The sequence below is a fragment of the Oscillatoria salina IIICB1 genome, from assembly GCF_020144665.1.
Classification (GTDB): Bacteria; Cyanobacteriota; Cyanobacteriia; order Cyanobacteriales; family SIO1D9; genus IIICB1.
Genome location: NZ_JAAHBQ010000023.1, coordinates 53,296 through 67,377 on the forward strand (window position 1 = coordinate 53,296; position 14,082 = coordinate 67,377).

The 14,082-nt window shown below is 40.2% G+C and carries 10 protein-coding genes; 7 read left to right on the forward strand and 3 right to left on the reverse strand.

Annotated elements, in window-relative coordinates:
* The first annotated feature begins 482 nt into the window (after positions 1-482).
* The 4 genes from ggt (at position 483) to G3T18_RS08715 (ending at position 5,222) form a co-directional block, all read left to right on the forward strand.
* On the forward strand, positions 483-2,279 hold the full coding sequence (ggt, locus tag G3T18_RS08700; protein ID WP_224410155.1) for a gamma-glutamyltransferase: 1,797 nt from the start codon (positions 483-485) through the stop codon (positions 2,277-2,279).
* Positions 2,280-2,510: 231 nt separating this feature from the next.
* Positions 2,511-3,566 carry a tRNA 2-selenouridine(34) synthase MnmH gene (mnmH, locus tag G3T18_RS08705; protein WP_224410156.1) on the forward strand — a complete coding sequence of 352 codons (1,056 nt, stop codon included), beginning with the start codon at positions 2,511-2,513 and terminating at the stop codon, positions 3,564-3,566.
* A gap of 50 nt (positions 3,567-3,616) precedes the next feature.
* Positions 3,617-4,195: a thioredoxin family protein gene (locus G3T18_RS08710; RefSeq protein WP_224410157.1), complete on the forward strand. Its 579-nt coding sequence runs from the start codon at positions 3,617-3,619 to the stop codon at positions 4,193-4,195.
* A gap of 31 nt (positions 4,196-4,226) precedes the next feature.
* Complete coding sequence (locus G3T18_RS08715; RefSeq protein WP_224410158.1) at positions 4,227-5,222, forward strand: molybdopterin-dependent oxidoreductase; 996 nt, start codon at positions 4,227-4,229, stop codon at positions 5,220-5,222.
* Between the two features lie 819 nt (positions 5,223-6,041).
* Here the strand turns inward: G3T18_RS08715 and recQ are convergent.
* Positions 6,042-8,192, reverse strand: coding sequence for a DNA helicase RecQ (recQ, locus tag G3T18_RS08720; RefSeq protein WP_224410159.1), 2,151 nt, complete (start codon positions 8,190-8,192; stop codon positions 6,042-6,044).
* A 117-nt stretch (positions 8,193-8,309) separates the two neighbouring features.
* Here recQ and G3T18_RS08725 point away from each other — a divergent pair, with 117 nt between their 5' ends.
* Complete coding sequence (locus tag G3T18_RS08725) at positions 8,310-9,785, forward strand: adenylate/guanylate cyclase domain-containing protein (protein ID WP_224410160.1); 1,476 nt, start codon at positions 8,310-8,312, stop codon at positions 9,783-9,785.
* A gap of 194 nt (positions 9,786-9,979) precedes the next feature.
* On the opposite strand, the gene crtB is transcribed toward G3T18_RS08725, so the two are convergent.
* On the reverse strand, positions 9,980-10,879 hold the full coding sequence (crtB, locus tag G3T18_RS08730) for a 15-cis-phytoene synthase CrtB (RefSeq protein ID WP_224410213.1): 900 nt from the start codon (positions 10,877-10,879) through the stop codon (positions 9,980-9,982).
* A gap of 303 nt (positions 10,880-11,182) precedes the next feature.
* Here crtB and G3T18_RS08735 point away from each other — a divergent pair, with 303 nt between their 5' ends.
* Positions 11,183-12,136 (forward strand): stage II sporulation protein M, encoded by a 954-nt coding sequence (locus tag G3T18_RS08735; protein WP_224410161.1) that lies wholly within the window; start codon positions 11,183-11,185, stop codon positions 12,134-12,136.
* 223 nt (positions 12,137-12,359) lie between these two features.
* Positions 12,360-13,184, forward strand: a complete 825-nt coding sequence (locus G3T18_RS08740; protein ID WP_224410162.1) for a Uma2 family endonuclease — start codon at positions 12,360-12,362, stop codon at positions 13,182-13,184.
* Here G3T18_RS08740 and G3T18_RS08745 read toward each other — a convergent pair.
* Entirely contained in the window at positions 13,181-14,077 is an 897-nt protein-coding gene (locus tag G3T18_RS08745) for a hypothetical protein (RefSeq protein WP_224410163.1), read from the reverse strand. The genes G3T18_RS08740 and G3T18_RS08745 overlap by 4 nt on opposite strands.
* Positions 14,078-14,082 lie beyond the last annotated feature (5 nt).

Sequence of the window (14,082 nt, forward strand, 5' to 3'; positions counted from 1 at the left end):
AAATTGCGCTCAATGTAAAAAATATTTACAACTGCCTTGATGCCAATTGAGTGTAACAAAAAATTATTTTAACTTTCTTGGTTTGGCGTTACATTAATTATTCTTCAACTACAATTAGCACTAATTAGCTAGATTTCACTTTCAAGTCGAAAAATTTACGCTTGCTGTTAATCTAGACAATGGCTTTGAGTTCTGTTGTCTTCGATCTTACTTAAATCTTCCTGAAAAGAACATGACTTTTTTTTACTTTTTGTTAAAATTAACTTAGTTAAATTTTGTTGCCGTTCTCAAGCAAAAGTGTATTAAGTATATTCACTTAAGCAAATCATTTTAACTAAAAATTGACTCGCTTTAGGCAAAAAAATAATTATTTCAAAACAAAATCAAACCTCTTTATTGACAAGAAAATTTAAGCTATTAAAATTCAAATAATTAAAGTTTTTATGCCATAATTAAAATTGCTAAATTTATTCGAGGCTGAAATGAAATTAACTTCTATTTTTGGGAAAATAATTTTTCCTAAAAACAACATTTATTTGCTAAAAATTTTGACAATAAAAATTAAATCATTTTGGACAATTATCCTCGCATTACAACTCCTCAGCCCGATAAATTTAGCCGCCGAAAAACCAATCTATAACACTCAAGATGTTTTTCATCCCGTCATTGCTAAAAATGGCATCGTCGCTACACAAGAAGCCTTAGCAACCCAAGCAGGTTTATCAGTTTTAAAAGCAGGAGGAAATGCAATTGATGCCGCCGTTACGATTGGCTTTACTTTAGCAGTTACTTTACCACGGGCAGGTAATATTGGCGGCGGTGGCTTTATGTTAATTCACTTAGCTGATACTCAAGAAACAGTGGCTATTGATTATCGAGAAAAAGCCCCTTTAGCCGCGACAAGAAATATGTTTTTAGACGAAAATGGCAAAGCAGATCCGCAAAAATCAAGGTTTAGTCATTTAGCTGTGGGCGTTCCCGGTACGGTGGCTGGGTTAGCATTTGTTTTGGAAAAATATGGGACAATTTCTTTAGCAGAAGCTTTACAACCAGCGATTGAATTGGCAGAAAAGGGAATAACTGTAACTGAAGATTTACGCAGTTCGCTGATTTTTGCCCAACCTTATTTAGCAACTAATGAAGCCAGTCAAGAGATATTTTTTCCGGCAGAAGGAAAGGTTTATCAGGTGGGAGATCTTCTCATTCAAGCGGATTTAGCGAAGAGTTTAAAATTGATTGCATCTGAAGGAGTAGAGGCGTTTTATCAGGGCGAAATTGCCGATAAAATTGTGGCTGAGATGTCAGCGAATGGAGGGATAATTACGAAAGCAGATTTAGCTAGTTATCAGCCTGTAATTCGTCAGCCAGTTCGAGGTAATTATCGAGGATATGATATTTATTCTATGCCACCGCCGAGTTCCGGTGGAGTTCATTTAATTCAAATGTTAAATATCCTCGAAGGGTTTCCGATTAAGTTGTTCGGACATAATCAAGCTAAGACTATTCATATTATGACAGAAACAATGAAGTTAGCTTATGCCGATCGCTTCCAATATTTAGGAGATCCAGATTTTGTGGACGTACCCGTCAGGGAGTTAATCTCGAAAAGTTATGCCGATCGTTTGCGATCGCGGATTAATTTACAACAAGCAACCCCCAGTAGTAAGATTTTACCAGCCGCAATTAATGAGAAAATTGAAAGTATCGATACTACTCACTTTTCCGTAATCGATCGCTATGGAAATGCGGTAGCAAATACCTATACCTTAAACTTTTCTTACGGTAGTGGTATTACTGTTCCGGGGACGGGCATTCTTTTAAATAACGAAATGGATGATTTTACGGCAAAACCAGGTGTACAAAATGCTTATGGTTTAGTTGGTGGTGAGTTGAATGCCATTGAACCTGAAAAACGAATGTTGAGTTCGATGACTCCGACAATTGTTATCGAAAATGGGCAACCTTTTTTAGTTACAGGTAGTCCTGGGGGAAGTCAGATTATTACGGCGACATTACAACTAATTATGAATGTAATTGACCACGAAATGAATATCGCGGCGGCAACGAATAGTTTTCGCTTTCATCATCAATGGTTGCCGGATGTATTACAAGTAGAAAAAGGTTTGAATGGAGATACGATTGCTTTGTTGCAGGAATTCGGACATACCGTAGAAGTAACTAATGCGATGGGAAGTACCCAAAGTGTAATGTATCGTGAAAAAAGATTGTTTGGTGCCTCCGATCCCCGCCGCCCTAATGCTTTAACGTTAGGCTATTAACAGTGAACAGTTAGCAGTTATCAGTTAACAGTTATCAGTGAACAGTTAACAGTGACCAGTTATCAGTGAACAGTTATCAGTGACCAGTTATCAGTTAGCAGTTATCAGTTTATCCTCCTCCTCCTTGTCTCCCCCCTCCTCCTTGTCTCCCCCCTCTTCCCCCTCTCCCAAGTCCCCCTCTCCCAAGTCCCCCAATCCCTAATCCCTAATCCCCAGTCCCCAGTCCCCGAAATGCGAGAACCGACTTACACATCCACCCCTTGGCGGGAAACTTATAGTGAAATTATTGACGTGCGATCGCCAGCCGAATATGCTGAGGATCGCATTCCTGGTGCGATTAATCTACCCGTACTGGATAATCAAGAACGTGCTAAAATTGGCACAATTTATAAGCAAGTTTCTCCTTTTGAAGCAAGGAAACTTGGCGCATCTTTAGTCGCGGCGAATATTTCTCACTATTTACAAACTCATTTTCTCTCTAAAAATAAAGATTATTCTCCACTCGTTTACTGCTGGCGTGGCGGTAACAGATCTCATAGTTTGGCGTTAATATTAAGTCAAATTGGTTGGTATGTGACTGTTGTTACTGGAGGATATAAAACTTATCGTAATTATGTCCGCGAACAACTGAATCAATTACCTTTAAAATTCACTTATAAAATTTTGTCTGGCTTGACTGGTACAGGTAAAACAGAAATTTTGCGGCGACTCGCGAAACGAGATATCCAAGTATTAGATTTAGAAGCTTTGGCAAATCATCGTGGTTCTTTGTTAGGACAAGAATGGGAAGTCAAACCTGAACCACAACCGTCACAAAAAGATTTTGAATCGAGATTATTACAAAGGTTGCAAAAGTTCGACGCTAATCAACCTGTTTGGGTGGAGTCGGAAAGTAATAAAATTGGACAAATTTATTTACCTTCTGCCCTTTGGGAGATGATGAAAAAAGCGAGTTGTCTGGAAATAAAAGTACCGCTAGCAGCTAGAATTGATTGGTTGTTGCAGGAATATCCACATTTGGTCGAGAATGCTGATTTCCTGAAAAATAAGTTGGATAAACTAAACTCTCGTTATGGTTGTCACAAAGTTAAACAATGGAAAAAGTTAATTGACCAAAATGAGTGGCATAGTTTGATCGGAGATTTGTTAGTTACTCATTACGATCCGGCTTATCGTCGTTCCTTGAGTCGAGCTTATTATCCGCGATTGGCAAAAACTGTGCAAGTTGTCGATCTATCCGCAAAAAGTTTAGATCTAGCTTTATTGAAGTTTTTAGCGGAAGTTTGAGCAAATTTTTGCTAACTTGTAAGCAGTAAAAGCAATTAGGAGCAAAAAGTATGGTAAAAACCGCATCGACGATGTTACCTTTGGGAACGAAAGCACCGGATTTTGCGTTACTAGATACGGTATCTGGGGAAACTATTACTCTTGAGCAGTTTCAAGATAAGCAAGCTTTGCTGGTAATGTTTATTTGTCAGCATTGTCCTTTTGTCCGTCGGGTGAAAGCAGAGTTAGCGCGTTTGGGGAAAGATTACGCTGACAAAAATGTGGGGATTGTTGCTATTAGCGCTAATGATGTGGAAAATTATCCTGATGATTCTCCGGAAAAATTGCAGGAGATGGCGCAAGAGTTGGATTTCAATTTTCCTTTCTGTTACGATGAATCTCAGGAGGTGGCTAAGGCTTATACTGCTGCTTGTACGCCGGATTTTTTTGTTTTCGATCGCTCTTTGCAGTTGGTTTATCGCGGTCAGTTGGATGATAGTATTTTAGATGAGTCGCAACCTGTTGATGGTAAGTATATTCGTGCTGCTTTAGATGCTTTGTTGGCTGGTGAAGTGGTGGATACTGACCAAAAGCCGAGTGTGGGTTGTAATATTAAGTGGAAATCTGGTAATGAACCAGCTTATTTCTAAATTTAGCTAGGAGTTTTCCTATTTATCAACGATGAAGAACAATCTTGGTGTTTTTGCGGTTTTAGCTTTGTTAACCAGTTGTAGTTCTGGTTATAGCGAGGCTGAATTAACGCAATTACACGAAGAGGCGATCGCGGCTAACGCTATCTTGATGAAAAATCTTAACCAAAATCAGCAGTTTGAGTTATGGCAGTTACTTGTTCAAGGCGAAATTAACTACCAGAAAACAGTTTCTTTGAGTCTTGCTCAACTTAAGGATTTGGAAACGATCTCGGTGGTTACTAGCGATCCTCATAATAGTCTCAATGCTAACTCTAGCTATGAGTTTCGAGGTGTTAAGGTTGCTACTCTCCTCGATCGCTATGGCGTGGATGCGGATGTAACTGAGGTGACTTTTGTTGCTTATGATGGCTACCGTGCTACGGTGAGTTGGGCGGATTTACAAAAATATCCGATTATTGTCGCTTTTGAACGAGATCGGCGACCAATTGCTCGTTCTGATGGCGGTCCTCTTTATTTGGTTTTTCCTTACACCGATTACCCCCAGTTACAACAAAAGTATGGCGATCGCTATTGGGTGTTTTATCTGACTCACGCGATCGCTGGAACTCCGGATCTTGGTCTGCAAGTTGGCGATCGAAAATTTAATGCTCGCTCTTTGGCAAAGTTCCCCCAGGTCACAATTGAAGAGGCTGTTGGTTATAGCGGTTGGTCTCCAGGTAAGGTTCAACTCCACGGCGTGCGCCTTCGTGATGTTTTTCAAGCGGCTAAGGTTGAGTCTGAGGAAACGGTCATTATTCAAGGTAAGTCAATTGTTCACCGCAATCCTTATAAGCCGATTGAAATCCCTGTGGCTGCCGTTCAAGGTTGTGATGTGCTGTTGATTACTGCTTGGGGAAAGAAACGTCAGCCGATTCCCTCGCGTATGGGCGGTCCGCTTACTCTCGCTTTCTCTCCTGATTGTCAGGAGTTTTTCCCCCAAAATCCACCTTGGCTCACTTTTGTCGAACAAATTCTCGTTGAATAGTATTTATGTATCGTTTTCCTTTTTCCTGCATATTTTTAGGGCAATGTCAATCTGCATAAATACTTTAGGTATTTAGACTTAAGAAAAAAAAGTTTTTCTCGTGAGTCATTTCGACCGGAAAAATTAAATTTTGCGAAAATTTTGGTCTCTCTTCCGACGAGGTTACTGGATTTGCCAGGTTGGTTTGCTAAAATAGTTAGAAAAGGGGTAGTATAGCATCCTTTTCTTTTTGTATCATATTTGACAGCGAGGCGCAACCCCTTGAAAATTCGTCGAATAATTGCACGTTATTTTCGGCGATCGCGTCCCCAGTTTTTTGACATTGATTTAAATATCAAAAGAATAATAGAATCGATGATTTGTTTTACTTTTTGCTACATATTTTTAGGATAATGTCAATCGGCATAAATACTTTAAGTATTTAGACTTAAGAAAAAAAAGTTTTTCTCGTGAGTCATTTCGACCGGAAAAATTAAATTTTGCGAAAATTTTGGCCTCTCTTCCGACGAGGTTACTGGATTTGCCAGGTTGGTTTGCTAAAATAGTTAGAAAGGGGGTAGTATAGCATCCTTTTCTTTTTGTATCATATTTGACAGCGAGGCGCAACCCCTTGAAAATTCGTCGAATAATTGCACGTTATTTTCGGCGATCGCGTCCCCAGTTTTTTGACATTGATTTAAATATCAAAACACGCATTGAGTAAATAAAAATATTTACTTATTTAATTCACCTAGCTTAGATAAGATAAATATAAACAAAAGAAAGAAGCAAGAATTATCTGGTATTATCCTTCTTTTTAAGTTATTAACTTTCTCCTTCCTAACGAGAATCTCGTCGCCAACAAGCAACAACCAAGCGAATTTCATCGTAACTGTAACCTTCTCCGAGAAACTCGCGAAGAGGTCGTAAAAGATCGTGACCCAAACTAGCGATCGCCTTTTCAATCTTCTCCTGACGTTCGGGAGTTACAAAACGATCGATCTCCCGAATTAGTCCTAACTCAATTAATTGAGCCAGATGAGAAGCGATCGTACCGGTACTAAAATGCCTTTGGTCGGCAATTTCTTTGAAACTGAAACCGGCTTGATACAACTGCAAAGTCAACTGGAGAGTATCGCTAAGACTAGCTTGATTTCGTTCTCGACAATGTCCGATCGTCTCAGCAACAAATTGTTCGCCATAATAAGCAAGTTTGTAGTCACCAACACCAGAAAGTTGAGCCAAATCAGCCAAAGATTGAGGTTGCTGAAATGCCATTAACTTGAGTGTAGAATCAGCAAAAATCATATAAGGAGGAATCCCTTGTTCGTCAGCAATTCGCTTACGTAAATTACGCAACCGTTGAAAAAGAGCATCAACCTCAATTCTTCTAGTTTCCTCAGCCACGCGATCGCTACCACCATGACAATCGCGACTTTTCTTCTTACTAGGAACAGCAATTTTCACCGCACGCTGTTTGCGTAATACCTCCCAACTGTACTCATTTAACTTCAACACCGAATAACCATCAGTCGTTTCAGTCAATAAACCTTGATGCAGTAGCGATCGCCCCAACATTTTCCAAGCATCAATTGATTTATCTTTACCAATACCGTGAGTAGAAAGTAAATGATGATTGTATTGCATCACCTTTTTATTGCGCGAACCTCGTAAGACATCAATAATGTGCATCATGCCAAACTTTTGCTGACAGCGCGCGACACAAGAAAGAAACATTTGCGCCTCAATCGTCCAATCTTCTTTCGGATCGGGATTCAGACAATTATCACACTTACCGCAATTACCAGGAAAATCCTCACCAAAATAAGCTAATAAAATTCGACGACGGCATTCCGTACCCGCACCATAATCAATTACTTGCCGTAACTGCTGTAAAGCCAGACGTTGTTCGTTAAGATCCGGCTTTTTTTCGATCAAATACTTGACTTTAGCCACATCTCCATAACTGAAAAACAACCAACAATTAGCTGTATCTCCATCTCTTCCCGCCCTTCCCGCTTCTTGATAGTAATTTTCCAAACTGCGAGGTAAATCGTAGTGAATCACAAAACGAACATCCGGTTTATTAATTCCCATCCCAAACGCGATCGTAGCGACAATTACTTGAATATCGTCTCGTAAAAAGCTAGTTTGATTAGCTGTCCTTTCTTCAGCAGACATCCCCGCATGATAAGGTAAAGCCTTCACTCGATCTTGTCGCAATCGAAAAGCAATTTCTTCAACTTTTTTGCGACTGAGACAATAAATAATCCCCGAACCATCAGTTTTCTTGACTTGCTGTAAAATTTCCCGGTAAGAGTATTGATGTTTTTGACGTACCTCGTAGTACAGATTCGGACGGTCAAAACTAGCTGTCGGAAAATAAGGTTGTCGCAGTGCTAACTGTTCGATAATATCTTGGCGTACTCGTGCCGTCGCCGTGGCAGTTAAGGCACAAATTGGTACTAAGGGGTAAACTTCTCTAAGTTGTCGCAACTGCCGATACTCCGGACGAAAATCATGTCCCCATTCGGAAACACAATGAGCTTCATCAATCGCCAAACCAGCAATACCCACTTGAGAATTTACCTGCTGTAAAAAAGCTAAAAAATTCTCGCTTAAGAGTTTTTCTGGAGCAACATAGAGTAACTTAATCTTACCTTTGAGGATCGCCGCAGTCCGCGATCGCGTCTGGTGCCAATCCAAACTACTATTTAAAAAGGTAGCCTGAATCCCATTTTTTAATAAAGCCTGCACCTGATCTTGCATCAGCGCAATCAAAGGCGAAACTACTACTGTTAAACCAGGCTTGAGTAATGCAGGTAGCTGAAAACAAACTGACTTACCTCCACCTGTCGGCATCACTACTAACAAATCGCGATTTGCTAACGCCGCTTGGATAATCTCTTTTTGTCCGGGACGAAAAGAATCAAAACCAAAAAAGTGTTTAAGTTTTTCTTCCAGGGAATTAAACTGGATGGGACTATTCATTGTTCTCGATCAAAAAATGCACGCGTCAGTAGGAGAGAGAGAGGAAATAAAAGTAAGTAAGCCAGAAAGTAACATAGCAACTACCCCCTGAGAAAGTGCTAACCTCTCAACCATCAGATGAAAAAACCTTTATTTCGTTCTATCCATACTCGCATAATGACGGCTACGACACTATTGATTGTAGCGATCGTCGGAGCAGTGGTATTACTCTGGGTGAAGGAGGTAAATTATGTCTACCGTCAACAAAAGCGCAAGCAAGCACAACAAATGGTTGTTGCTTTGGCTAATGCTTGGGTAAATGCTTTGGTGGAGGAAAGCTGGAGTCAAATTCGTCTCAATGTTAATCTCTTGTTTAACCGCAATGAAGAATTAGTCTATATTTTCGTTTCTGATGTACGTCGCGATAATCAAATTGTCGCTGCTTTACCTGAAGAGTTTACTGAACAATATATCCCTGATGCTATTCCTTTATCCCAAACTGAAGCTTCTTTAAATTTATCGGGTGGTGCCGAAATTTTTGAGACGGTTATTCTCCGCGATTTAAAGTTTCCCCCAGGAGAAGTAAGGGCTGAACGTGGCGAACAAATTATGGAAGTGGCTTATGATGTGCGTAATTCTCAAGGTGAAAAAATTGGTACTTTACGTCTTGGTGTTTCCCTACGAGAAGTTAACGAAGCTGTGATTGAGGGAGTTATCAAAGCTTTGGCTGTCGGTGGGTTGGGACTTACTTGTGGTTTGGTTGGTGCTTATATCCTGGCTAAACAATTGAGTTATCCGATACAACGTTTACAAGTTAGTGCTGCTAAAATTGCTGCGGGTGATTTGGAACATCGCGCGGAAGTTCCTCTTCGCGATGAAATTGGACAGTTAGCTACTGCTTTTAATGAAATGGCTTGGGCGTTACAATTGTCTTTTAATAAGCAACAACGTACTTTAGAATCTTTTGCACGCTTTGTCCCAGATAAGTTTCTGACGGTGATTGCTTCGGAGGGGATCGAAAATATTCAGGTGGGAGTTGCTTCTACTCGCACGATGACGATTCTTTTTGCTGATATTCGAGGCTATACTTCGATGTCGGAACAAATGTCTCCTTTAGAAACTTTTGCTTTGTTAAATGATTATCTCGCTTGTATGGGGGCTGTAATTGAAAAGTCTGGCGGTTTTATCGATAAGTATATCGGTGATGCTATTATGGCACTTTTTGATGAAGAAAATACTGATTGCGCTCTCGAAGCAGCTTTAGCCATGCAGTCTGCGTTACGCAAGTTTAATGAGGCACGAATTCGTCAAGCTTTGCCTAATTTGGAAATTGGGATTGGTATTCACCAAGGTGATGTGGTTATGGGTACTGTGGGTTTTGCTTCTCGGATTGAGTCTACTGTTATTGGTGATGCTGTTAATGTCGCTTCTCGTGTGGAAAATCTTACTCGTAAGTACCACTGCGATGTTTTGGTTACTGAGTCGGTGTTAGTCGCTTTGGCTCATCCACAGGCTTTTCAACTTCATCTTGTTGATGATTCTGTTAAAGTTAAGGGCAAAGAAGAACCTCTCGCTATTTATCAAGTTTTGCTTCCTGATGAAAAAAATAGTTAAATGTATCCAAAGTTACAAAATCTTTCGGGGGTTGACGCTATATTAAATACAATGGGATATTTGCAATTAATTTTTCTTGCTCAGATTCCCATTATAAAGAAAATCCTTTTGATTTAAATATACCATCAAATAGAGGAAAAAGCAATACCCATTGGTCAACTGCCAAGAAAACGACACTTGACCAACGAGAAAAGCTAAAGAACTTGCGCCCTCAACCAAGCAACAGGTAGATAGAGCATTTTTTCCCCTTGAGGAACGAAAGCCCTTTTGTTAAAGACATCATAATCATTACGCTCGATCGCATCAAGAATACCTTGATAAAGCATCAAAGCCGCCCAAACAGGCCAACGGGAGTCACGAGAGAGAGCGCGAATACCTTTTTCCGCCTCTCGATAAAACTTACGAGCGCGTTTAATTTCAAAACGCATTAATTCCCGCCAGCGTTCATCAATTTTCCGATTAAATAAATCTTCTTCGGAGTAATTAAAGCGTGCCAAATCTTCCAGAGGAAGATAAATCCGCCCTCGCCCCGCATCCTCACCGACATCCCGCAAAATATTAGTTAGTTGATTAGCTATTCCCAGAGCGATCGCTTCTTCGGTAGGAACGTAATTTGCCTCCTGATGATGCCAAGGAGCAGTAAAGTAGTAGCGATCGGAACCCAAAACAGCACTTGACATCAAGCCCACCGTTCCTGCAACCCGATAGCAATACAGTTCCAACTCCCGAAAAGTTTCGTAGCGATTGCGGTAGAGATCCATCTGCTGTCCCGCGATCATCTCCCGAAAAGGTTCAATCTCGATTGGGAAGCGTTCGAGAGTGTCTACTAGCGCCACATCAAGGTCATCAAGAGGTTGTCCGGCAAAGAGTGATTCCAAGCGTTCTTCCCAACACTGGAGAGTTTCCGGGGTAGTAAAATCTGACTCTGGTCCATCTACAAGTTCGTCGGTACGACGACACCAAACATAAATAGCCCAAATTGCTTGACGCTTCGCTTTGGGCATTAACAATGTGCCGAGGTAAAACGTCTTCGAGTATTTTGCTGTAATTTGACGACAGTGTTCGTATGCCTCGGCAGCAGATGTGACTGTAATATTCCCAAAGCTTTGCCCTGGTTGCCTTCTACTCTTCGGTTTTTTCGGATAACATTCTTTTACTCGTCCGTTACTCAATTGACCCTCCTGTAGTCGCGTTGTAGTCCGCTTTGTAGCATATACCCTCGGTACTCATCATTACTCATCTTAAAATCCAAACCCCCTACATTAGGAAAAATAACGACGTTAAATTAGGAAGCCCGGTAGCTGGCTATACTTACGGGTTCACTCGTTATTATCATCCAGGGGTGAATAAATTGCGTTTTGCAATAAGCTAGTTCTAGTAATTTTCAGGAAAACTTTATGAATATTCAACGTTGGGTAGCGCGGCGAGAATCCAACTGGAAGCGATTAGATGCTCTTTTGCTTCAAGTGGAGAAAAAGGGATTAAAGTCGCTCCTGGCGCCAGAAATCAGGGAATTAGCCAGTTTATATCGTTCGGTGTCGGCGGATTTAGCAAGGGCGAGAACTCATCAAGTTGGTCATATTTTGTGCCAAGATTTGCAAAAGCTAACTTCTCGCGCTTATAACCAAATTTATCAGGGTTCGCGCCGTCAAGAATGGGAAGCGGTGAAGGAATTTTGCGCTTGGGGTTTTCCAGCTTTGGTACAACGTACTTTTGTTTATACAGCGATCGCCACGAGCATTTTTTTGGTGGCAGCTTTAGTAGCTTGGTGGTACGCTTGGCAAGATCCAGCATTTATGTCGTTGATAGTACCATCCAATTTAATTTACCAGGTACGCGATCGCGGTGAGTTATGGATGGGTTCGATTGTGGGGATTGAACCTTTAGCCAGTACAAATATTATGATTAATAATCTTTCGGTATCTTTTGGTGCTGTTGGTGGTGGAATTACTGCTGGTATTTATACTGTTTATATTATGGCACTGAATGGATTGTTAATTGGTGCTGTGGGAACTTTAGTCGGACAAAATAATTTAGCTTATCCTTTCTGGGCTTTTGTCTTTCCTCACGGTGCTTTAGAATTACCTGCAATCTTTTTAGCTGGTGGTGGTGGTTTGCTAATTGGGAGAGCAATTTTATTCCCCGGAAAATATCGCCGCATTGATGCTTTAAAATATTATGGATCTCGAGCGGCACAATTGTTATTTGGTGTCGTTGTTTTGTTAGCGATCGCAGGTGTTATTGAAGGTTTCTTTTCTCCTTCTCCAGTTATTCCCGATCCTATTAAATATCTTGTTGGAATTGGTTTATTTATTCTGTTAGTTTTGTATTGCGCTCGAAAAAAGATTTAGTATGGGACTGGGGACTGGTGATTGGGGACTGGTGATTGGGGACTGGGTTCAGTGAACAGTTATCAGTTATCAGTTATCAGTTTATACTCCTTGTCTCCCTAATCCCCAATCCCTAATCCCTAATCCCCAATCCCTAATCCCTAATCCCTAATCCCTAATCCCTAATCCCTAATCCCTAATCCCTAATCCCTAATCCCTAATCCCTAATCCCTAACCACCAATTATGACTAAAAACATAGACAAAATTACTCTACCACCACCTTTTCCCGACCATACTCAATTACCAGAGTCGGATGGTACTTTTGTGAAAAATTTCCAGGAGCATCCCCAAAGTATTATTTTAACTGATTCCCTCGGATCGGTTTTGGAAAATTTACATCCCGATGGACAATATGCGATCGGACAAGATTGTGGCATTTATTGGCGCGAAACTGAGCCTCCAGAGCGAGGTGCAGAGGCTCCTGACTGGTTCTACGTTCCTAACGTTCCACCCTTGTTAGAGGGGCAAATTCGGCGTTCATACGTGATTTGGCGGGAGCATATTGCGCCGCTAATTGCGTTAGAATTTGCTAGTGGGGATGGTTCGGAGGAGCGCGATCGCACTCCGGTTTCTCGTGTCACTGAGCAGGGAGAAAGAACGAAACCTGGTAAGTTTTGGGTTTATGAACAAATTCTTCGTATTCCTTATTACGGAATCTACGAAATTAGAAGCGGTAATCTCGAAGTTTACACTCTAGTTAGTGGATTTTATCAACGCATAGAACCAAACGCAAGAGGACATTATCCTATTCCACCTTTGGGTGTAGAATTGGGTTTATGGCGAGGGAATTATCAAAACCAAAATCAACGTTGGTTGCGTTGGTGGGATGCACAAGGTAATCTGTTGCTAACTGGTTCTGAACAGGCTACATTGGAACGAGAACGTGCTAATCGTTTAGAACAGACGCAAAGAGAAGCAATTCCGAAGTTATTAGCGATGGGGTTGAGTGTGGAACAAGTTGCAGAAGCTCTTAATTTGAGTGTGGAAGATGTGAGAAGTGAGAGTTAGTTTCCTTGGCTTAATTTAGTTTCTGGGAATAAATTATTCCTAGCTAAATCTAAGCCAAAACCTTCTCGATGTAGTAATAAGTTATAGTAAATTACTGCTTTAATACTCTGAATAAATGGCAGCAAAATTATTATATTTATCCCAAAAATTACTAAATAAAATATTTCTAAAGCCATTGAATAATAAACTTGATAATTGTTGAAGTTGCTGGCGAATACGGACAATATTCCGATAACTATTAAGGAAATAAAATATAAACTAAGTTCCAAGGGAGTAATTACTAAACTGGCAATTATCAGGATTCCTTGGAATTTGAAAAAATAACCTTTTGTCAATCGGAAACTACGAAAAATAGTTGTAACAGGATTAATTTTGGCTTCAATTGCTAATGGTAGAGTAGCAATAAATAAGCGACAGTATAACCACCAAGTTGCCCCAAAATATAATGATAAAAGAAAAAAGATAAAGACAAAAATAAAAAGCAAGGCTAAGAAAATATTATTGGTAACAAAGGTTTCACCTAAAAGAATCTCTATGCTACTTCTCAATGCTGGGGTAATAAAAATTATCCAAATTACAATGGAAGCTAAAATAAAAGAAATTACTAAGGTGAAAAATAGGGCGCTGAGAATTAAGATATTTGTTAATAAAAAGCCCCAAGTGCGAGGTTTGAGATAACGACGGGCTGATTTGGGAGTTTCTGGGTTGCCAATTAATTCGTTAAATGTTAAACGAGAAATTAAAGCAGAAATTGATAAAAATTTTGCCCAGCCGTAGAGGGGAACTAGCAACCATAAAAAGGCAAATAAAGCTAGCCGGAGATACAATTTGAAATGTTGACGATAAAGGTTGATACTAACATTAATAATGTTGCCAAGAGAAAGAGGTTGCATGAGTT